At 59.3% G+C, this 19564-nt stretch carries 16 protein-coding genes; 8 read left to right on the forward strand and 8 right to left on the reverse strand.

Features of this window, described 5'->3' with window-relative positions; translation table 11 throughout:
* Positions 1–39 precede the first annotated feature (39 nt).
* The 3 genes from AC6I79_RS07325 to puuD are packed head-to-tail and all read right to left on the reverse strand — an operon-like array spanning position 40 to position 2660.
* The gene (locus AC6I79_RS07325) at positions 40–1320 is read right to left on the reverse strand and encodes an NAD(P)/FAD-dependent oxidoreductase (RefSeq protein ID WP_181444742.1); all 1281 of its coding nucleotides are present in this window, start codon (positions 1318–1320) and stop codon (positions 40–42) included.
* Positions 1321–1341: 21 nt separating this feature from the next.
* Entirely contained in the window at positions 1342–1899 is a 558-nt protein-coding gene (gene puuR / locus AC6I79_RS07330; protein WP_031280073.1) for an HTH-type transcriptional regulator PuuR, read from the reverse strand.
* Complete coding sequence (gene puuD, locus AC6I79_RS07335; protein ID WP_498027658.1) at positions 1896–2660, reverse strand: gamma-glutamyl-gamma-aminobutyrate hydrolase; 765 nt, start codon at positions 2658–2660, stop codon at positions 1896–1898. Before puuD ends, puuR begins: the two co-directional genes overlap by 4 nt.
* A gap of 211 nt (positions 2661–2871) precedes the next feature.
* Here puuD and AC6I79_RS07340 point away from each other — a divergent pair, with 211 nt between their 5' ends.
* Positions 2872–4287 carry a glutamine synthetase family protein gene (locus AC6I79_RS07340; protein WP_021509364.1) on the forward strand — a complete coding sequence of 472 codons (1416 nt, stop codon included), beginning with the start codon at positions 2872–2874 and terminating at the stop codon, positions 4285–4287.
* 366 nt (positions 4288–4653) lie between these two features.
* A complete protein-coding gene (locus AC6I79_RS07345) occupies positions 4654–6012 on the forward strand; it encodes an APC family permease (protein ID WP_498027659.1) in 1359 nt (452 codons plus the stop codon).
* 324 nt (positions 6013–6336) lie between these two features.
* Here AC6I79_RS07345 and sbcB read toward each other — a convergent pair whose 3' ends face one another.
* Complete coding sequence (sbcB, locus tag AC6I79_RS07350) at positions 6337–7758, reverse strand: exodeoxyribonuclease I (protein WP_058757323.1); 1422 nt, start codon at positions 7756–7758, stop codon at positions 6337–6339.
* A 202-nt stretch (positions 7759–7960) separates the two neighbouring features.
* Between sbcB and dacD the strand changes: the two genes are divergently transcribed.
* From dacD to tmaR, 3 genes are all read left to right on the forward strand, one after another.
* Entirely contained in the window at positions 7961–9127 is a 1167-nt protein-coding gene (gene dacD / locus AC6I79_RS07355) for a serine-type D-Ala-D-Ala carboxypeptidase DacD (RefSeq protein ID WP_031280074.1), read from the forward strand.
* Positions 9128–9289: 162 nt separating this feature from the next.
* A complete protein-coding gene (locus AC6I79_RS07360) occupies positions 9290–10348 on the forward strand; it encodes an FUSC family protein (RefSeq protein ID WP_021509368.1) in 1059 nt (352 codons plus the stop codon).
* A 171-nt stretch (positions 10349–10519) separates the two neighbouring features.
* Entirely contained in the window at positions 10520–10840 is a 321-nt protein-coding gene (tmaR, locus tag AC6I79_RS07365) for a PTS system regulator TmaR (protein WP_021509369.1), read from the forward strand.
* 43 nt (positions 10841–10883) lie between these two features.
* Here the strand turns inward: tmaR and AC6I79_RS07370 are convergent, their stop codons facing one another.
* Complete coding sequence (locus AC6I79_RS07370) at positions 10884–11951, reverse strand: LacI family DNA-binding transcriptional regulator (RefSeq protein WP_421039117.1); 1068 nt, start codon at positions 11949–11951, stop codon at positions 10884–10886.
* Positions 11952–12050: 99 nt separating this feature from the next.
* On the opposite strand from AC6I79_RS07370, the gene AC6I79_RS07375 reads away from it, so the two are divergent.
* Positions 12051–12821 carry a YdcF family protein gene (locus AC6I79_RS07375; protein WP_152390679.1) on the forward strand — a complete coding sequence of 257 codons (771 nt, stop codon included), beginning with the start codon at positions 12051–12053 and terminating at the stop codon, positions 12819–12821.
* Between the two features lie 168 nt (positions 12822–12989).
* Here AC6I79_RS07375 and AC6I79_RS07380 read toward each other — a convergent pair whose 3' ends face one another.
* Positions 12990–13901 (reverse strand): ketopantoate reductase family protein, encoded by a 912-nt coding sequence (locus AC6I79_RS07380; RefSeq protein ID WP_498027660.1) that lies wholly within the window; start codon positions 13899–13901, stop codon positions 12990–12992.
* Positions 13902–14112: 211 nt separating this feature from the next.
* Between AC6I79_RS07380 and fusA the strand changes: the two genes are divergently transcribed.
* Entirely contained in the window at positions 14113–16212 is a 2100-nt protein-coding gene (gene fusA, locus AC6I79_RS07385; RefSeq protein ID WP_498027661.1) for an elongation factor G, read from the forward strand.
* A gap of 39 nt (positions 16213–16251) precedes the next feature.
* On the opposite strand, the gene AC6I79_RS07390 is transcribed toward fusA, so the two are convergent.
* Together AC6I79_RS07390 and AC6I79_RS07395 are read right to left on the reverse strand one after the other, a co-directional pair.
* Positions 16252–17037: a phosphate/phosphite/phosphonate ABC transporter substrate-binding protein gene (locus AC6I79_RS07390; RefSeq protein WP_498027662.1), complete on the reverse strand. Its 786-nt coding sequence runs from the start codon at positions 17035–17037 to the stop codon at positions 16252–16254.
* Positions 16934–18001 carry a fatty acid desaturase gene (locus AC6I79_RS07395; protein ID WP_498027663.1) on the reverse strand — a complete coding sequence of 356 codons (1068 nt, stop codon included), beginning with the start codon at positions 17999–18001 and terminating at the stop codon, positions 16934–16936. The genes AC6I79_RS07390 and AC6I79_RS07395 overlap by 104 nt, the downstream gene beginning before the upstream one ends.
* Positions 18002–18218: 217 nt before the next feature.
* On the opposite strand from AC6I79_RS07395, the gene AC6I79_RS07400 reads away from it, so the two are divergent.
* The gene (locus AC6I79_RS07400; protein ID WP_021509376.1) at positions 18219–19241 is read left to right on the forward strand and encodes an LLM class flavin-dependent oxidoreductase; all 1023 of its coding nucleotides are present in this window, start codon (positions 18219–18221) and stop codon (positions 19239–19241) included.
* The last annotated feature ends 323 nt before the right edge of the window (positions 19242–19564 follow it).

Raw genomic sequence — 19564 nt, forward strand, 5'->3', positions numbered from 1 at the left:
TGGGAGAGGGCCGGGGTGAGGGCAGCAAACCGCACCCACCTAAACCCCCAGCCGATCCCTTAACGCATACCAGGCCGCGCCCATCGCCGTCAGTGGCACCTTAAAGCGTCTCCCGCCGGGAAACGGCAGGTGCGGCAGCTTCGCAAATGCATCAAACCGCTCTGCATGGCCGCGCAGCACTTCGGCGATCAGCTTGCCGGAGAGGTGCGTGCAGGTCACGCCGTGCCCGCTATCACCCTGCATAAAGAACACATTCTTCTCCAGCTGACCAAACTGCGGCATGCGCGACAGCGTGAGCAGGAAGTTACCGCTCCAGCGATGGCTGATCTTCACGTCGCGCAACTGCGGAAAGGTGCGCAGCAGCTTGGGCCGGATCAACGCCTCGATGTCTTCCGGTTCGCGCGCGCCGTACACCACGCCGCCGCCGTACAGCAGGCGGTTGTCGGCGGTCAGGCGGAAGTAATCCAGCAGGTAATTACAATCTTCCACACAGTGGTTATTGGGCATCAGCCCCAGCGCCTGATCGCGGCTCAGCGGCTCGGTGGTGACGATCTGCGAGCCGCACGGCATGCTTTTGCGCCCCAGTCGCGGTTCCAGTTGCGACGGCAGATAGGCGTTGCCGGCAAAAATCACAAAGGTGGCGCTGACTTCACCCTGTGCGGTTTTGACCCGATTGGGTGCGCCGTAGGTCACTGCCAGCGCCGCCGACTGCTCATATATACGGCCGCCGTGCCGGCGAATCGCCTCGGCTTCACCTAACGCCAGATTGAGCGGATGCAGATGGCCGCCGCGCCGGTCCAGCAGGCCGCCGACGTAACGGTCGGTGGCCACTTCACGGCGGATACTGCGCTCGTCCAGCAGCTCCAGATCGCTGTTGCCGTAGCGTGCCCAGCTGGCCTGCTGGCTGCGCAGATGCCCCATCTGGCGCTGATTGAGGGCTGCGAAAATGCCGCCGGGACGATAGTCGCAGGCGATGGCGTAACGATCGATGCGGTCGCGGATAATCTCCGCCCCTTCGAACATCATGCTGCCCAGCATCTGCGCAGTCTGTTTGCCGTAGCGCTGCTCAATCACATCGACATCGCGGCTGTAGGAATTCACCACCTGGCCGCCGTTGCGGCCGCTGGCACCAAAGCCGACTCGGGCCGCTTCCAGCACCACCACATCGTAACCGGCTTCGGTGAGAAACAGCGCGGAAGAGAGCCCGGTAAACCCACCGCCGATGATGCAGACGTCACACTGAATGCTCTCCTGCAGCTGCGGCCACGGCGCGTGCGCATTGGCGGTCGCAGCGTAATAACTTTGCACGTGGTGCATCATAACCTCCTGTAGCGCGTGAACTCAGAAATTGGCGGGCGTATGCGCGCTGACAATGCGACACGGCTGATCTGACGTATTGGTAAAACTGTGCGGCAAACCGGTATCAATCACGTAGCTTTCGCCGCGGTTAAGGTGATAACTCTGACCGTTCACCACCAGGGTGATTTCCCCTTCCAGCACCGTGCCGGTCTCTTCCCCCGGATGGCGCAGCTTTTCACCGGTGCTGGCCCCCGGCTCGTAGCGCTCCAGCAGCATCGCCAGCGCGCGCTTCGCCGCACCGTTATCAATCAGCTGTAAAGAAACACCGAGGCTGCCGATCTCAACGCAATCATCCGGGCGCACGATGATGCGCGGCGTGGCATTCACTTTCGGCTCCGAGAAAAACTCCGACAGCGACAGCCCATACACTTTGAGTAGCTTTTGTAACGTGCTGACTGCCGGGCTGACTTTATCCTGCTCAATGGTACTGATGGCGCTGTGTGTTAAACCTGACAACTCAGCGACTCGACGCTGAGACAATCCCAACTCCTGCCGGATTTGCGATAAGCGTCGTCCGGGCGCCAGAGTGGCATCATTCATGGCTGCTTTTCCTTGTGATAACGTGCTGCGGCGTGGATAAAGGCCTCGAATAAACGGCGCGAGACCGGATCGCGATCGGATTGCCACTCCGGATGCCATTGCACCGCCAGCGCAAACGGATGCTGGCGCAGGCTGACGGCTTCGATCAGGCCATCCGGCGCGCGGGCTTCAATGCGTAACTGCGGACCCGGCTCGCGGATGCCCTGGCCGTGCAGCGAATTGACCGCGAACGCGGCAGTGCTGCCCAGCAGCTGGCTCAGCAGGCCATCGGGTTCGGGCTGCACCAGATGCGCCGGCGCGTACTGCTGCTCCAGCGGCTGGCTGTCATCTTCGCGGTGCTCCTGAAACAGATGCGTCTGATGCAGCTGGCGATGCAGCGCGCCGCCGTTGGCGACCACCAGCTCCTGCAGACCGCGGCAGATGCCCAGCATCGGCATCTTTTTCCCGCTGGCGTGGGTGATAAGCGCAAAGGACAAGCGGTCACGCGACGGATCCGCATGTGCCTCATGACCCTCTTCACCGTAATGCCAGGGTTCAATATTGCTTGGGCTGCCGGTGAGCAAAATGCCGTCCAGCAGCGTCATACTGTTTTCTAATAGCTGCGGCGCGTGCATCAGCTGATGCGGTAAAGGCAGCGGCACGGCACCGGCCAGCACCACGGCGTCGAGGTATTTGTTATGCACGGTCTGCCCAACGTGGTTGCCGATGGGGTTCTGGCACATCACTACGCCAATCAAAGGCTTGTCAAAAATAATGCCCATTACGTCTCCACGCTGCTGTTCAATATTTTCGCCGGTTTTGCGCGCTAAGTAGAAAAAGTGTGCAATATATTGTCAATCTAGCAACCGTCTGGTTGTTCTTCAAACAGAATTGTTACATTTGCACACCATTTGCGTTAGAGCTATGTTAGAGGTGTGGCTGTTATTTTGAGCATGTGCAAACCATCTTAAACGGTATAGGGCGGGTGGGAAGATGACGAACCTCGTGGAAGTAGAAGACTTCACGCGACACAGTGAAGAAAAACGAACCAGCGCGTTCCAGCTGGAGGTGAAAACCTGGCTGGAACGCCATCCGGAAACGCAGTATGTCGATATTCTGTTAAACGATCTCAACGGGGTATTTCGCGGTAAACGCATTCCCGTCTCCGCGTTAGCTAAGCTGGAAAAAGGGTGTTACTTTCCGGCCTCGGTTTTCGCCATGGACATTCTCGGCAACACCGTCGAGGAAGCCGGCCTCGGACAGGCGCTCGGCGAACCTGATAACCTCTGCATACCGGTCCCCGGGACCTTAATTCCTTCCGCCTCTGACCCGCAACGCATCGCCCAGCTGCTGCTGACCATGTGCGACCAAGATGGCACTCCCTTTGACGTTGAACCCCGAAACGTGCTGAACCGGCTGTGGCAACAGCTGCGCAATCGCGGTCTGTTTCCGGTGGTAGCGGTAGAGCTGGAGTTCTATCTGGTGGACAAAAAGCGCGATGCCGAAGGCTATATTCAGCCGCCGTGTGCGCCGGGGAGCGAAGAGCGCAACATGCAGAGTCAGGTCTATTCGCTGGATAATCTCGACCATTTTGCCGACGTACTGCGCGATATTGACGCGCTGGCGAAACTGCAGAATATCCCAGCCGACGGCGCGCTGGCGGAAGCCTCACCGGGCCAGTTCGAAATCAACCTGCACCATACGCGTGATATCCTCAAAGCCTGCGACGACGCCATTCTGCTGAAGCGGCTGGTGCGTCAGGTGGCAGAGAATCACGGCATGACCGCCACGTTTATGGCCAAGCCGTATGAGGAGTATGCGGGCAGCGGCATGCACGTACACATCAGCATGCTGGATGCGGCCGATCACAACGCCTTTGCGCTGGATGATGGCAGCGATTCGCCGCTGCTGAAGCGGGCGCTGGCTGGCATGATCGATCTGATGCCGGCATCAATGGCGCTGCTGGCGCCCAACGTCAATGCGTTTCGTCGCTTCCTGCCGGAGGCGTTTGTGCCGCTGCAGGCGTCATGGGGGCACAACAACCGCACGGTGGCGCTGCGCATTCCCTGCGGCGATGTAGAAAACCATCGCGTCGAGTACCGTGTGGCGGGCGCCGATGCCAATCCGTATCTGGTGGTGTCAGCAATTATTGCCGGTATCTTGCACGGTCTGGATAATCAGCTACCCTTACCGCATCCGGTGAAGGGCAACGGTCACGAGGCGGAAGGGCTGGAACTGCCGATTCGCCAGAGCGATGCGCTGTACGAGTTTGAAAACAGCTATCCGCTGCAAAAGCTGCTCGGCGAACGCTTCAGCGGCGTGTGGCACAGCTGCAAACAGTATGAATTGCGCGAGTTTGAACGGCTGATCACCGCCACGGAAATTGACTGGATGCTGAAGAACGCCTGACCGACAGAAGAATTGATCCAACGTCTTGTGTCGATGGCCTAAGTTGGGGCAAAATACGCGCCCTGCAAAAGACAAAACATAACCGACGCTTATTACGTCGGTTATTTTTTTGCATGGTGCTTTCACTACATGAACGAGGCCGGACACGCATCCGGATAGATAGACACTGAAACACGCTTGTGCGTGAGATTTGAGGAACAAAGATGGGACTGTTTACAATTGCACCAGCGCATGCTGGTTCTCGCTTCCGTGATGATTATGGCGCGGCGACAATCGCAAACACTAATATCACTTCTCACTGCAGCACGTTGCGCAGTATCCCTGTGGTACAACTGAACTCAGTTGTTGCTGTAGGGGGCCTGAACAATGTCGCTTAATACCTCTGCCGCACCACAGCGTGCACATCTGAAAAAATCTCTGACTCTGATCCCGGTCGTCATGATGGGCCTGGCGTATATGCAGCCAATGACCCTGTTTGATACCTTCGGCATCGTGTCAGGCCTCACCGACGGTCACGTCGCCACCGCTTATGCTTTCGCGCTGATCGCGATACTGTTTACTGCCGTGAGCTACGGCAAGCTGGTACGCCGCTTCCCATCTGCGGGCTCCGCTTACACCTATGCTCAGAAGGCTATCAGTCCGCTCGTCGGCTTTATGGTGGGCTGGTCATCACTGCTGGACTATCTGTTCATGCCGATGATCAACATCCTGCTGGCGAAAAGCTACTTTGAGTCGCTGGTGCCGGGCATTCCGTCGTGGATTTTCGTGGTGCTGCTGGTGGCGTTTATGACCATCTCCAACCTGCGTGGGATCAAAACCGTGGCCAACTTCAACAGCGTCATTGTGGTGCTGCAGGTAGTGGTGATGGCGGTGATCACCGGTATGGTGGTGTATGGTGTGGCACACGGTATTGGCGCTGGTACGCTGACCAGTACGAAGCCGTTCTGGTCTGAAAATGCGCAGGTGGTGCCGATGATTACCGGTGCGACCATTCTCTGCTTCTCGTTCCTTGGCTTTGACGGTATCAGCTCGCTGTCGGAAGAGACCAAAGATGCCGAGCGCACCATTCCACGCGCGATTTTCCTGACCGCGCTGATTGGTGGGGTGATCTTTATTGGCGTCTCGTACTTCCTGCAGCTGTACTTCCCGGATATCTCGCGTTTCCAGAATCCGGACTCTTCACAGCCGGAAATCATGCTGTTCGTGGCGGGTAAAGCGCTGCAGATCGGCATTCTGATTTTCTCGGTGGTGACGGTGCTGGCCAGCGGCATGGCGGCACACGCCGGCGTTTCGCGTCTGATGTACGTGATGGGCCGTGACGGCGTGTTCCCGCAGCGTTTCTTTGGCTTCGTGCATCCAAAATTCCGCACGCCGTCGCTGAACGTGCTGCTGGTTGGTGCGGTAGCGCTGCTGGCGATCAACTTCGACCTGGTCACCGCAACGGCGCTGATTAACTTCGGTGCGCTGGTGGCGTTCACCTTTGTGAACCTGTCGGTGATTGCCCAGTTCTGGATTCGTGAGAAGCGTAATAAGACGCTGAAAGACCACCTCAACTATCTGGTGCTGCCCATTATGGGTGCGCTAACGGTGGGTGCGTTGTGGATCAACCTGGAAGAGACCTCGATGGTGCTCGGCCTGGTGTGGGCGGCGATTGGTATTGTTTACCTGGCGTTTGTGACCCGCACGTTCCGCAATCCGGTACCGCAGTTTAGCGAAGAGGTGTAAGGCTTTTCCCTCACCCTAACCCTCTCCCGCCCGCGGGAGAGGGAACCGCCCGAGCGTGTGTCAGGTATCAGCCCAGTAGCTGTACCAGAACGCACTATACCTCTCCCTCTCCCCGTGGGAGAGTACCGGGGTGAAGGCACCAGAACGCACTAGACCTCTCCCTCTCCCTGTGGGAGAGGGCCGGGGTGAGGGCATCAGCCCGCACCATACCTCCCCCTCTCCCCGTGGGAGAGGGCCGGGGTGAGGGCACCAAAACGCACCATACCTCCCCCTCTCCCTGTGGGAGAGGGCCGGGGTGAGGGCATCAGCCCGCACGAAACCCTGCTACGAAACCAGCTCCTGCGCATACAAATACAGCGCTTTCAACTGCGCCATCTTCTCTGCATCACCCTCATGTAAACTGGCCAGCGACTCCAGCTCCAGCAAAAACGCCTGCACCCGCTCCGCATTAAGCTGCTCGCGGCGGTGCTGCAGCCAGCGCTGCTGCTCTTTATCATCCAGCGTGCCGGGGAAGTTGCGGGCGCGATAGCGGAACAGCAGCTTCGCGATACGTTTATCCTCAAAGGTCAAATCGAGCGCCGGCAGGTTCTGCGGCGGCGTCTGGCGCAGGATGTTCATGCCGGCGCGATCGGCGTCGCTGAAGAAACCGTCATACAGCTGCGCATCGACATCCTCCGACGGCGTGAACGGCTCCGCTTCGGCAAACAGCGTCACCACATTTTCCCGCACTTCGGCATGCTGGCGCAGCAGGGCCAGATTCGCCAGACAGTGCTGACGATCGATACCCAGTCGTTCGGCATCTTCCGGGCGCAATGTATTGGCCGGCGCCAGAACCGGGCACTTATTGATGTGCACCAGCTTGATCGGCACCGCCGGCAAATCGCCCAGATCGCTGTGTCGCGTATACAGCCGCTCGCGCAACTCATCCGGCGACAGTGTCAGCAGCGGCGTCATGTCGCCGGCCAGATCGGCCACGATCAACGCGTTTTTGTTATCCGGATGCCACGCCAGCGGCACAATCCAGCTGGTATTGCCGCGCGCCGCGCCGAACATGCCGGAAACGTGCACCAGCGGCTTCATCTGCGGAATATCAATCAGCGTCATCAGTTTCTGCTTGTTGCGATGGGTAAACAGAAACTCAAACAGCTTCGGCTGCTTCTCCTGCACCAGCTTTGCCATCGCCAGCGTGGCGTACACATCGGACATCGCATCGTGCGCCTGTTCGTGTGCCACGCCGTTAGCCTGGGTGAGATGCTCCAGCTTAAAGCTCGGGAAACCGTCGTCGTTCTCCGGCCAGACGATGCCTTCCGGGCGCAGCGCATAACAGGCGCGCATCACGTCGAGCAGATCCCAGCGCGAATTGCCGTTCTGCCAGCTCCAGCCATACGGGTCGATAAAGTTGCGGTAGAAGATATTGCGCGTCACTTCGTCATCGAAGCGCACGTTGTTGTAACCGATCACACAGGTCTGCGGTTCGCTGAACAGCGCGTGAATGCGCTGAGCAAACTCCACTTCCGGCACGCCGCGCGCGTTGGCCACCTGCGGCGTGATACCGGTGATCATTACCGCTTCCGGCTGCGGCAGGTAATCGTCCGCGAGCTGGCAGTAAAACACCTGCGGTTCGCCCACGGCGTTAAAGGCTTTGTCGGTGCGCAGGCCTGCAAATTGCGCCGGGCGATCCAGCGACGGGCTTTTGCCGAAGGTTTCATAATCGTGGAACAGAAAAGTAAACTCAGAGGCGGGCACGGCGTTATCCTGGCTATGGAAAATCAACGCACAGAATAGTCGTCAGCCCGGTACAGCACAACCTCGATCGCCATCGCTGCGAGCGGGCGCGCAGCATTTGTCCGCGGTTCATACTTTTTTTCAATTTATTCAGATATCAAAGCGCTATTTGCCGTAAAACGTGCGGCGGTAAATTCATTTATTTGATGTTGAGGAAGAAGTGTTGAAAAGGCGTCTGTTGGTAACTGTATCTGGAATGATTGTTTGGGCATCGCTGGCGCACGCGGATGACAGCATGCCGTTTCCCCTGACGCCGCCGGCCATTGATGCCGCGTCCTGGGTGCTGATGGACGCCACCACCGGGCAGATCCTCACCGCGGGCAACCCGGACGCGGAGCGCAACCCGGCCAGCCTGACCAAACTGATGACTGGTTATGTCGTCGACCGCGCGGTCGATCAGAAGAAAATCACCCGCGACGATGTGGTCACGGTGGGCAAAGATGCGTGGGCCGCCGGCAATCCGGTGTTTAAAGGCTCGTCGCTGATGTTTCTTAAGCCGGGCGATAAAGTCACCGTGCGCGACCTGATGCGCGGCGTGATCATCGATTCCGGCAACGACGCCTGCGTGGCGCTGGCCGACTATGTGGCCGGCAGTCAGGAGAGCTTCGTCAACATGATGAACAGCTACGTGCAGAAGCTCGGTCTGACGCACACCCACTTCGAAACCGTGCACGGTCTTGATGCGCCGGGGCAGCATACCACCGCGCGCGATCTGGCGGTGCTGTCGCGCGCCATCATCAACGGTGAGCAGGATTTCTACGCCATGTACAGCGAGAAAACCCTCAGCTTCAACGGCATTACCCAGAACAACCGTAACGGTCTGCTGTGGGATCAGAATCTGCACGTCGACGGCATGAAAACCGGCCACACCGAGAGCGCCGGGTTCAACATCGTCGCCTCGAACATTGTCGGTCGCCATCGTCTGATTGCGGTGATCATGGGCGGGAAAAGTTCGAAGGGACGTGAAGAGCAGGCGCGTAAACTGCTGGTGTGGGGACAGAACAACTTCGACACCGTGCAGCTGTTCCACGCCGGGAAAAAGATCGGCAGCGAAAACGTCTGGTACGGCAACCCGCACAAAGTGGACGTCGGTACCACCGAAGATATCTACCTGTCACTGCCGCGCAGCGAAGTGTCGAACGTAATGGCGAAGTACGTGATCAATCGTAAAGACCTCGAAGCGCCACTGAAAGCCGGCGAGCAGGTGGGCGAAATTCAGGTGCTGGATAAAGACAAGCAGCTGGCCAGCTATCCGCTGTACGCGCTGCAGTCGGTCGATGAAGCAGGCATCATCACGCGCATCAGCGATTACGTGAAACAGAAACTGTAAGCCGTCGGGCAATAAGCAACCGCTGCGTTACATCCTTGTGTGCACTGAGAAAACAAGATGTAGCGCAGTTGTATTATTGCGCAAAAAGTTGCGCCAGCCCCTCAATGTTCGTGCTGTGCCAGGGTAACATAGCGCGCAAATTTTTATCGCATCCGGACCACCATGTTACGCGCTGACAAGCCCATCTCTCCGATTGAGTTCTGGTTTTACCGCCACTACCGCGCCGTGCACGGCGTACGCATCGCTATCGCCTTTGTGCTGTGCTTTCTGTTTGTCCGTCTGACCGATATTCCGGAAGGCACCTGGCCGCTGATTACGCTGGTGGTGGTGATGGGACCGATCTCCACCTGGGGCAATGTTTTGCCGCGCGTGGTGCAGCGTATCAGCGGTACCTTTGCCGGGCTGATATCAGGGCTGATCGCGCTGAAGCTGGAGCTGCTGTCACTGCCGCTGATGCTGGTGTGGTGCTTTATCGTGATGATCGTCTGCGGCTATCTGACGCTGGGCAAACACCCGTATATGGCACTGCTGATCGGCATCACGCTCGGCGTGGTGGTCGGCGCGCCGGCCGGCGATTTCACCGTGGCGCTGTGGCGCGGCGGCGATGTGATTCTCGGCTCACTGATGGCCTTGCTGTTCAGTGCCATCTGGGCGCAGCGCGCCTATACTCACTGGCGCATTCAGCTGTCGGACGCCTTTATCAACATGGCGAAGATTCATCACGCCGGCTTTTCTGCCAATCTGGTGGAGAAGCCGCGCCTCAATCCGCGCTTCCAGAAGCTGCTCACCAGCGTGATCAAAATGCGCGCGCTGCTGGAGCCGGCGAGCAAAGAGACGCGCATCCCTAAATCGGTGTTTGAAGCCATTCAGACCATTAACCGTAATATGGTTAACACCATGCAGATGCAGATTGAAGCCTGGTGGGCGTCGCGCGAAAGCCATCTGATTCTGCTTAACGCGCCGACGCTGCGCCGCACGCAGCAGATGACCGAAAACACCCTGAACGCGCTGGCGGCGCTGATGGTGAAAGGCGAGACCGAACAGGTGATTGCCAACAGCCACGAGCTGGAAGCCATCACCCAGGAGCTGGAAGCGCTGATCGCCAACGGCAGCGCGCGGCTGGAGACCACCGCGATTTACGGTTACGTCTGGCTGAGTCTGGAGCAGGCGCGTCAGCTGGAGCGCATGACAGACCTGGTGCGTCTGGCGCTGCGCAAATAGTTTTCTCAGGCAATGACTTAGTGCGAATTGCCCTTTCTTTGCGCTAAGATAAGTGCCAGTCCGAATTTAGCGGTGAAAATTGCGAACCCGGCTTATAAGCCGCTAAGCTAAATGTCTTCCCGGTTTATGACTATTTTGCCTGCCGCGGCAGGCCACAAGAAAGGTGCCAACATGGAAAATGCCAAGCAATCATTTCAGGACGTACTGGAGTTTGTGCGTATGTTTCGTCGTAAAAACAAACTGCAGCGCGAAATTACGGACAACGAAAAGAAAATCCGTGATAACCAGAAACGTGTGTTGCTGCTGGACAACCTGAGCGAGTACATCAAACCTGGTATGAGCGTGGAAGCGATTCAGGAAATCATCGCCAGCATGCGCGTGGATTATGAAGATCGCGTAGACGAGTACATCATCAAAAACGCCGATTTGTCGAAAGAGCGTCGCGAGCTGTCGAAAAAGCTCAAAGCGATGGGCGAACCAAAAGGGCAGTAAGCTTCACGGGCTCGATAGCCGCGTTTTGTTCCAGGGTCGCCCTTTACGGCGACCTTTTTAATGCCCGCGCCAGCTGCTGTAACTGCTGCGCAATCTCCGCCACATCCACCTGCTGCTGTAACGGCGGCGCCGTGGTGGCGCGCAGGACCAGCTCGGTCTCCAGCGGCTGACTGTCCGGCATCTCTCCCTCCAGCTGCGCCAGCAGACGATCGACGCTCACCGTGCCTAACTGCTGTAAATCCTGGCGCACCGTGGTCAGCGGTGGCTGATACCACGCGCTCTCCGCCGTATCGTCGTAACCGATGATCGACATCTCCGCCGGAATTCGTACGCCATGCTGATGTAGCGCGCGCATCGCCCCCAGCGCCATTTGATCGTTAGCCACCAGCAGCGCCTGCGGCAGCTGGTCGGGCAGCAGTGTCAGCAGCGCCTGGTAGCCGGACGCTGCGCTCCAGTCGCCGCTCAGTACGCAGTGCGGCACCAGCCGATGACGCGCCAGCGCCTGTTGCCAGGCGCTAAATCGCGCCCGCGCTGACGCGGAGCTGGCAGGCCCGTTCAGCACGCCAATCTGCCGGTGGCCGAGCGCCACCAGATGATCCACCGCCTGCTGCGCACCGCTGGTGCTCCGGTACTGACACTGCGCTACGGCCGCGCTGCGCTCCACATCCAGAAACAGCGTCGGTTTGCTGCCGCATTGCTGCTGAATCTGCGCCGCCTGCGCGGCATCCAGCGGCAGGTTGATCAGCAGAGCATCGACGCGCTGCGCCAGCAATTCATGCACCGTGTCCTGCGCGTGGCTGGTGGCATTGGCCATGGCGATCACCAGATGATAGCCCTGCGCCGCCGCGCGCTGCTGAATCGCCGAAGCAATCTGCGCTGGCGCCATTAGCGCCAGATCGCTGGTCGCCAGACCGAGCGTGCGCGTGGCCTTGCCGGCCAGCTGCTGCGCGACCCGGTTTGGCACGTAGCTGAGCTGCTGCATCGCGGCTTCCACCCGCGCGCGGGTACGGGGTGACACCTGCGCCGAATGGTTCAGCACCCGGGAAACCGTTTGATAGGAGACGCCAGCCAGCCGGGCGACATCGTCAAGCGTTACGGAACGCGCTGTCATTGATCCCTCCTGATGAGAATGCGGCGAGTGTAGCAAATTTTTCCCTGCCGTCGCGGTATTAAGGCGTTACACTGCCAGTGATAACGCAAGGAGAAAGTGATGCAGCTCAATGACCATCAAATTCAGGATATCAACACCATTGCCGCCTGGCTGGCGCTCGATCAGCTGCCAAAGGACGGTACGCTGGAGGTCGATTTAGCCATACTTGCCGGACATGCGGTGCTGCCAAACGTCGAAGCGGTAATTGCGCTGGCGAAGAAATATCAGCTGCCCTTGCTGATCAGCGGCGGCATCGGTCACTCAACTGCGCTACTGGCCGCGATGATTGCCAGCCATCCGCTCTATCGCCAGATCGACACCGCCGGCAAGGGCGAAGCGCAGCTGCTGGGCGAGATGGCGCGCGTGTTCGCGGAGCTGCCTGACGATCAGCTGCTGCTGGAAACCGCCTCACGCAACTGTGGCGAAAATGCCGCCCTGAGCCAGCGCCTGCTGGATGAGCAGCAGTGGCAGCCGCAGCGCGTACTGCTGGTGCAGGATCCGTTGATGCAGCGTCGCAGCTGGGAGACCTTCCGCTGGCAGTGGCGCGATCGCGAAAACGCGCCGGAGTTCATCAGCTGGCCGGTATTTGTGCCGCAGGTGATGATGGATGCGGGCATGCTGCGCATCGTTGGCGCGCCGCCGCAGGGGTTGTGGTCAGTGGAGCGTTTTCTGTCGCTGCTGATGGGCGAGGTGCAGCGCCTGCGTGACGACGCCAGTGGCTACGGCCCGAACGGCAAGGGGTTCTTCGGTCACGTTGATGTACCCGACGCGGTCGAAGCAGCCTGGCAGCGCCTGATGCAGCTGCCCGGCGTGCAGTCGCGGCTGGGTTAAGCCGTTCCCCAGGATTGGGTGAATCCGATGGTTCCGGCGTGATATCGGTCGCCATGAATGGCGACCCTACAGTATCGTAGGGTGCGCATTTATGCGCACCAGGTTATTCCCGCGTACGGGGCCGTAGGGGGCGCATTCATGCGCACCTGGCGCTACGCACCGGACTTATCACCGCGTCTGCAAATACACCTGCAAATTCACATACACCGCGTTCAGCAGCGGCGTTGCCACCGCATGGCGCGCGCCGCGCACCAGCAAATCGCCGATGATCTGATCGGCTTCGATATCGTAGCCCTGGGTTAAATCGCGGTACATGGATGAGGTCATCGCTGCCTCAGGATTGTTCAGCGTCTCATAAATCTTCGCCGTCACGGCCGGACGCTGTTGGTAGCCATCGGCGGTGATCACCGCCAGCACCTCGGCGAAAATGCCCTGTAGCAGCGCTTCACCACCGGCTGAACGCAGGATGTGCTGCGTATTGCCGCGCGCCACACAGCACACGGCACCCAGCGTGCTCAGCAGCAGCCACTTCTCCCACAGCTCACTGATAATGTTATCGGCGAACACGCTATCAAACTGCGCATCACGCAGCGCGGCATCCACGCGCGCCAGACGGGCATCGTTGTTGCCGTCCAGCGCGCCGTAGTAAAGCACGTGCAGCGGCGACAGCTGCATCACTTCGCCGTGCTCGCCCAGCGTGGCGTGAATCTTACACAGCCCGCCAATCACCTTGTCACCGAAACGTGCGCGCAGCGTATCAATGTGACGCATACCATTGAGGATCGGCATGATCAGCGTCTGCGCGCCAACCGCCGGGGCGATGTCCTCAATCGCCTGTTCCAGCGCAAAGCTTTTCACCGTCAGGATAATCAGATCGTAATCACCGATCAGCGTCGAGGCCAGCGCCAGCTGCGGTTGCAGCACCGTGCTGCCTTCCGGCGTTTGCAGCACCAGTCCGGTCTGTTGCAACTGCTGCTGGCGGCGCTCGCGCACCAGAAAGGTCACATCACGGCCGGCCTGCGCCAGGCGCGCGCCAAAGTACCCGCCGGTGGCACCGGCTCCCACAATCAGAATACGCATGGACTGTTTTCCCGTTAGGCATGAAAGCCTTACCTTAAAGCGCTGCGCGTCACTGCGCCACACCGCAAATGCGGAAAACCGTGACAATCTCAGCGATGAGCAAAAAAAGCTCAAACTGTTCGTATTCATTCGTACAATGGGTTTATGCTGGGGCACAGCGGCGGGCAATGGTGCCTGCCGGTTTTTTTCGTCAACAGACTAAGGACGCATCATGCCCCGACCCCTCCCCATCGAACGTTATCGCAACATCGGCATCTCCGCGCACATCGATGCCGGTAAAACCACCACCACTGAGCGCATCCTGTTTTACACCGGAATGAGCCACAAGCTGGGTGAAGTGCACGATGGCGCGGCAACCACCGACTGGATGGCGCAGGAGCAGGAGCGCGGCATTACCATCACCTCGGCGGCGGTCAGCTGCTACTGGCCGGGCATGGACGGCAGCTTCACGCCGCACCGTATCAACATCATTGATACGCCCGGACACGTTGACTTCACCATTGAAGTGGAACGCTCAATGCGCGTGCTGGATGGTGCCGTGATGGTGTACGACGCGGTCGGTGGCGTTCAGCCGCAGTCAGAAACCGTGTGGCGGCAGGCGAATAAATACCACGTGCCGCGCATTGCGTTCGTCAACAAGATGGACCGCCAGGGCGCGGACTTTTTCCGCGTGGTGCAGATGATGAAAGATCGCCTGCAGGCGCATCCGGTGCCGATTGTCATTCCCATCGGCGCTGAAGAGCAGTTCAGCGGGGTCATCGATCTCAACAAAATGCGCGCCATCTACTGGGACGACGCCAGCCAGGGCATGAGCTTTAGCTATGCGCCGATTCCGGACGCGCTGCAGGCGCAGGCGGCGGAGTGGCGGGAAAACATGGTGGCAGCAGCGGCAGAAGCCAGCGAAGCGCTGATGGATCGCTATCTGGAGCAGGGCGATCTCAGTGAAGACGAGGTGATTGCCGGGCTGCGGCAGCGCACGCTGGCGGGCGAAATCCAGCCGATGCTGTGCGGCAGCGCGTTTAAAAACAAAGGGGTGCAGCGCATGCTCGATGCGGTCATCGAACTGATGCCTTCGCCGCTCGACGTGCCACCGGTCGCCGGCATCAACGAGCGCGGCGAACACGACGAACGCCATGCTGACGATGAGGAACCTTTCTCGGCGCTGGCGTTCAAGCTGATGAGCGATCCTTATGTCGGTCAGCTGACCTTTGTGCGCGTCTATTCTGGCGTGCTGCGCAAAGGTGACAGCGTGTGGAACGCGGTGAAAGGGCGTAAAGAGCGCATTGGCCGCATCGTGCAGATGCAGGCTAACGACCGCATCGAAATTGATGAGATCCGCGCCGGCGATATTGCCGCCTGCGTCGGGCTGAAAGAGGTCACCACCGGCGAAACGCTGTGCGATCCTGATGCGGTAATCACGCTGGAGCGCATGGAGTTTCCCGATCCGGTGATTTCGCTGTCGATTGAGCCAAAGACTAAAGGCGATCAGGAAAAAATGGGGCTGGCGCTGCAGCGGCTGGCGGCAGAGGATCCGTCGTTCCGGCTGCACACCGATGAGGAGTCCGGTCAGACCATCATCTCCGGCATGGGTGAACTGCATCTGGAGATCATCGTCGATCGTCTGAAACGCGAGTTTGGCGTGGAAGCCAATATTGGCCGGCCGCAGGTAACCTACCGCGAAACCATCCGCAAAACGGTGCGCGAGGTGGAAGGGAAATTTGTGCGTCAGTCGGGCGGTAAGGGCCAGTATGGTCACGTGGTGCTGACGCTGGAGCCGCAGGCGGCCGGAAGCGGTTTCGCCTTTGAAGACGCGACCAAAGGCGGCGTGGTACCGCGCGAATTCATTCCTTCGGTGGAGAAGGGCATTCGCGAAGCGCTCAACAGCGGCGTGCTGGCCGGTTATCCGGTGGTCGACATCAAAGCCACGCTGACGTTTGGCTCTTATCACGACGTTGACTCGTCGGAGATGGCGTTCCGCATGGCGGCGATCTTTGGCTTCAAAGCGGCAGCGAAGCAGGCCGATCCGGTGATACTTGAGCCGTTGATGCAGGTGGAAGTGGAGACGCCGGAAGAGTATGCCGGCGGCGTGATGGGCGATTTGTCATCCCGGCGCGGCACGCTGCAGGGCATGGACGAGCGTTTCGGCGCGCGCATTATCCGTGCTGAAGTGCCGCTGGCCGAGATGTTTGGCTACGCCACCACGCTGCGCTCGATGTCTCAGGGCCGCGCTACGTACAGCATGGAGTTTGCCCACTACGCCGAAGCACCGCGTAACGTCGCAGAGGCGATTATCGCGGCTCGCGCACAGTAAGCTTGCTGGCGGCAGGGATGCCGCCGGTTAGTGCTTTATTTACAGCGCCGTCACGCCCAGCGCGGCGGCGTCATCTTCCCAGCGTTTAACCTCGTCAAACCAGTCGCGCTGCGGCACAGAAAAGCCCGCCAGCAGGTTGGCCTTCATCACATCCTTGTAGTCCTCCACATTGGCCAGCTCAAACAGCGTGCTGCGCAGCTTTTCCAGCAGCAGACTGTCGGTTTTCGCCGAGGTTATCAGCGGCAGCGCGGCACACAGCGGGGTTTCGCCGATGATGGCGACACCCTGCAACTCCTGCGGCCGGTATTTGCGCAGCAGCGCCCAGGTGATGCAATCAATCGCGGCGAGGTCGGCCTGTCCGGCGCGCAGCGCGGCCAGCGACTGGCGGTGGCTGCCGCTGAACCGGGTAGTGGCGAAGAATTTGCCGTTCTGGGCCAGCGGCGCGACCACATAGCGCAGCGAATTGTATCCGGAGTGTGAGTCATTGCTGTTGCACACTGCGCGGCGGCCGCGGAAATCGACGAGGCTCAGGTTCTCATCTTCCTGCCGTGCCACCAGCCAGCTGCGATAGCGCAGATCATGGCAGCCAGGCGCATTGGACTGAAACGTGCCCACCAGTTGCACGTCAGGCAATAGCGCGACCAGCGGATAGCCGCAGGTCTGACTCAGCAGCAGATTGTCATCACGCCAGTGTGGCAGCAGGTCTTCGTGCCACTGCACCTCAGCCTGCACGCCGCGCTTCGCCAGCAGCCGCGTCAGCACTGAGGTCATGGCCAGCGTGCTCGGGTGGTCGATGTCGTACATCGGTAAAGAGATGATGTGCATTCTGTGCGTCCTTGTGGTGTCCCGGGTGGGCGTTAACGTCAATCGGCTGACGCCAGAAGCGCTTCATCCATTCGCCGTAACCGGCAACGCGAAAACCCTGATTACGCTGATAGTAGCCGTCGCGGTAGAGCAAATAGACTTTGCGCAGACCGTACCAGGGTAAACCGGGCAGATCGTGATGTACAGAATGATAGTTGAGATTCAGGAACAGCAGGCGCCACGGCCAGGCCGCTTCGTTATTCACCGAGCGCGCCAGCGGCGCCTCATCGGCACGATGTTCGTAAAATGAGCGCACCTTGGTCAGCATCAGCGCCGGATAGCTCACCGCCAGCACCAGCCACAGCGGGGAAAAGCCGTGCAGGCTGAGCCAGTAAAAAAGTCCGGCCAGCAGTAGCAGGTGCACCAGCCACATCATCATCGCCGGCACGTCGCGCTGCACCACGCTTTGCATCAGCGCGCGCAGCGTGGCGAGGATATCCAGCAGCGGTCCCAGCAGCAGACGTCCCGGAAAGGTATTACGCAGATGGATAACGCGCTGTTGCCAGGGTTTGAGCCGTGTCCAGTGCGCCGGCGACAGATAATAGGTTTCCGGATCATCATGCGGATCGGTCAGGGTGTGGTTGCGGTGATGCGCCAGGTGCGAATCCCGGTAGAGACCATACGGATACCACACCGCCAGCGGCAGCGTGCCAAACAGCTGATTAAGGCGCGGCAGGCGCGTCGGATGGCCATGAATCAGCTCATGCTGCAGCGACAAATACCAGGTGGTGAACAGGATCAGCAGCAGCGTGGCGAGGGGCAGGCCCAGCGTTTGCCAGTACAGCACGCTGGCGAACCAGCCGCTATAAACGGTAATGATTAACAGCCAGGTCGGCAATTCGCTGCGCCAGAGCCAGCTGCGTGCCAGCTGATGCACCACTTCGCGCTGTTGCGCACTGAGGTAGGCGGAGGTTCCTTTGACCATGTTCATGAATTCAGTCAGCGAGACGGGAAAAGATGCGCTCACGATGCGCGATACGCGTGATAAACACAAAGACGGAAAATTGCTTTGTTATGCAAAAAAGTTGAAGAAGCGCGCGAAAACTATTGGCTATCAGTCCTCTTCGCACAGGCGTAACCTTACCTCATCGAATTCTGATTGATGACGCCGGCGCCGTTCTGGCCCGCGAGGAGCATTTAGCATGAAAAAAATTGGCTTTTTATCTTTCGGTCACTGGACCCCGTCACCACACTCGGCCACCCGTTCGGCGCAGGATGTGCTGCTGCAGTCGATTGACCTGGCTGTCGCCGCCGAAGAACTGGGTGCCGACGGTGCCTATTTCCGCGTACACCACTTTGCCCGCCAGCTGAGTTCACCGTTTCCGCTGCTGGCGGCGGTCGGTGCCAAAACCAGCCGCATCGAGATTGGTACCGGTGTGATCGACATGCGTTACGAAAATCCGCTGTATATGGCGGAGGACGCCGGGGCAGCGGACCTGATCGCCAACGGCCGTTTGCAGCTCGGCCTGAGCCGTGGCTCGCCGGAGCAGGTGATTGAAGGCTACCGCTACTTTGGCTTTAATCCGCGCGAAGGGGAAACCGATGCGGATATGGGACGTCGTCACACCGAAGAGCTGCTGGAAGTGCTGCGCGGCGAAGGGTTTGCCAAACCCAATCCGCAGCCGATGTTCCCGAATCCACCGGGACTGCTGCGCCTCGAGCCCTATTCCGAAGGCCTGCGCGAGCGTATCTGGTGGGGCTCCGGCTCGAACGCCACATCGATCTGGGCAGCCCAGCTGGGGATGAATTTGCAGAGTTCGACGCTGAAGGATGACGAGACCGGCGAACCGTTCCATGTGCAGCAGGCGAAGCAGATTCGCGCCTATAAAGAAGCCTGGCAGGCGGCAGGGCATCAGCGTGCGCCGCGCGTGTCGGTCAGCCGCAGTATTTTTGCCCTGATGAACGACACCGACCGCGCTTACTTCGGTCGCGGCGGACAGGAGCAGGATTCCGTCGGGTTCCTCGATGAGAAAACCCGCGCCATCTTTGGGCGTAGCTATGCCGCAGAGCCGGAGCAGCTGATCAAACAGCTGGCACAGGATGAAGCGATCGCGGAAGCGGATACCCTGTTGCTGACTATCCCTAATCAGCTTGGCGTGGATTATTGTGCGCACGTGATCGACAGCATTCTGACCCACGTCGCGCCAGAGCTCGGCTGGCGTTAAGCGACAGTGCGCAGGGAAGCGCACAATTATTGCGCGATAAATCGCGCCGTTACCAGGTGCGCATAAATGCGCACCCTGGGAAATGCGGCAAGGTCTTTTGACGCGTATTAGATTCTGCAGGGTTGCCATTGATGGCGACAACGCGTCCTTCACGAACGGACCCAGACCTTGTAACCCGCATTCAACCCTGTAGGGTCGCCATTTATGGCGACCAACCATTGCGCGATAAATCGCGCCGCTACCAGGTGCGCATAAATGCGCAACCTGGGAAATGCGGCAAAGGCTTTGACCCGTATTAGATTCTGCGTTGTCGCCATTGATGG

Source organism: gamma proteobacterium symbiont of Scutellera amethystina (genome assembly GCF_059730845.1).

What these genes read in the sequence shown, in the direction of transcription:
- puuR (WP_031280073.1), bottom strand. Translation starts at nt 1,899, where the DNA reads ATGAATGATGCCACTCTGGCGCCCGGACGACGCTTATCGCAAATCCGG.
- fusA (WP_498027661.1), top strand. Translation starts at nt 14,113, where the DNA reads ATGCCCCGACCCCTCCCCATCGAACGTTATCGCAACATCGGCATCTCC.
- puuD (WP_498027658.1), bottom strand. Translation starts at nt 2,660, where the DNA reads ATGGGCATTATTTTTGACAAGCCTTTGATTGGCGTAGTGATGTGCCAG.
- AC6I79_RS07375 (WP_152390679.1), top strand. Translation starts at nt 12,051, where the DNA reads ATGCAGCTCAATGACCATCAAATTCAGGATATCAACACCATTGCCGCC.
- AC6I79_RS07345 (WP_498027659.1), top strand. Translation starts at nt 4,654, where the DNA reads ATGTCGCTTAATACCTCTGCCGCACCACAGCGTGCACATCTGAAAAAA.
- AC6I79_RS07370 (WP_421039117.1), bottom strand. Translation starts at nt 11,951, where the DNA reads ATGACAGCGCGTTCCGTAACGCTTGACGATGTCGCCCGGCTGGCTGGC.
- AC6I79_RS07340 (WP_021509364.1), top strand. Translation starts at nt 2,872, where the DNA reads ATGACGAACCTCGTGGAAGTAGAAGACTTCACGCGACACAGTGAAGAA.
- AC6I79_RS07360 (WP_021509368.1), top strand. Translation starts at nt 9,290, where the DNA reads ATGTTACGCGCTGACAAGCCCATCTCTCCGATTGAGTTCTGGTTTTAC.
- AC6I79_RS07400 (WP_021509376.1), top strand. Translation starts at nt 18,219, where the DNA reads ATGAAAAAAATTGGCTTTTTATCTTTCGGTCACTGGACCCCGTCACCA.
- AC6I79_RS07395 (WP_498027663.1), bottom strand. Translation starts at nt 18,001, where the DNA reads ATGGTCAAAGGAACCTCCGCCTACCTCAGTGCGCAACAGCGCGAAGTG.
- tmaR (WP_021509369.1), top strand. Translation starts at nt 10,520, where the DNA reads ATGGAAAATGCCAAGCAATCATTTCAGGACGTACTGGAGTTTGTGCGT.
- AC6I79_RS07325 (WP_181444742.1), bottom strand. Translation starts at nt 1,320, where the DNA reads ATGATGCACCACGTGCAAAGTTATTACGCTGCGACCGCCAATGCGCAC.
- AC6I79_RS07380 (WP_498027660.1), bottom strand. Translation starts at nt 13,901, where the DNA reads ATGCGTATTCTGATTGTGGGAGCCGGTGCCACCGGCGGGTACTTTGGC.
- AC6I79_RS07390 (WP_498027662.1), bottom strand. Translation starts at nt 17,037, where the DNA reads ATGCACATCATCTCTTTACCGATGTACGACATCGACCACCCGAGCACG.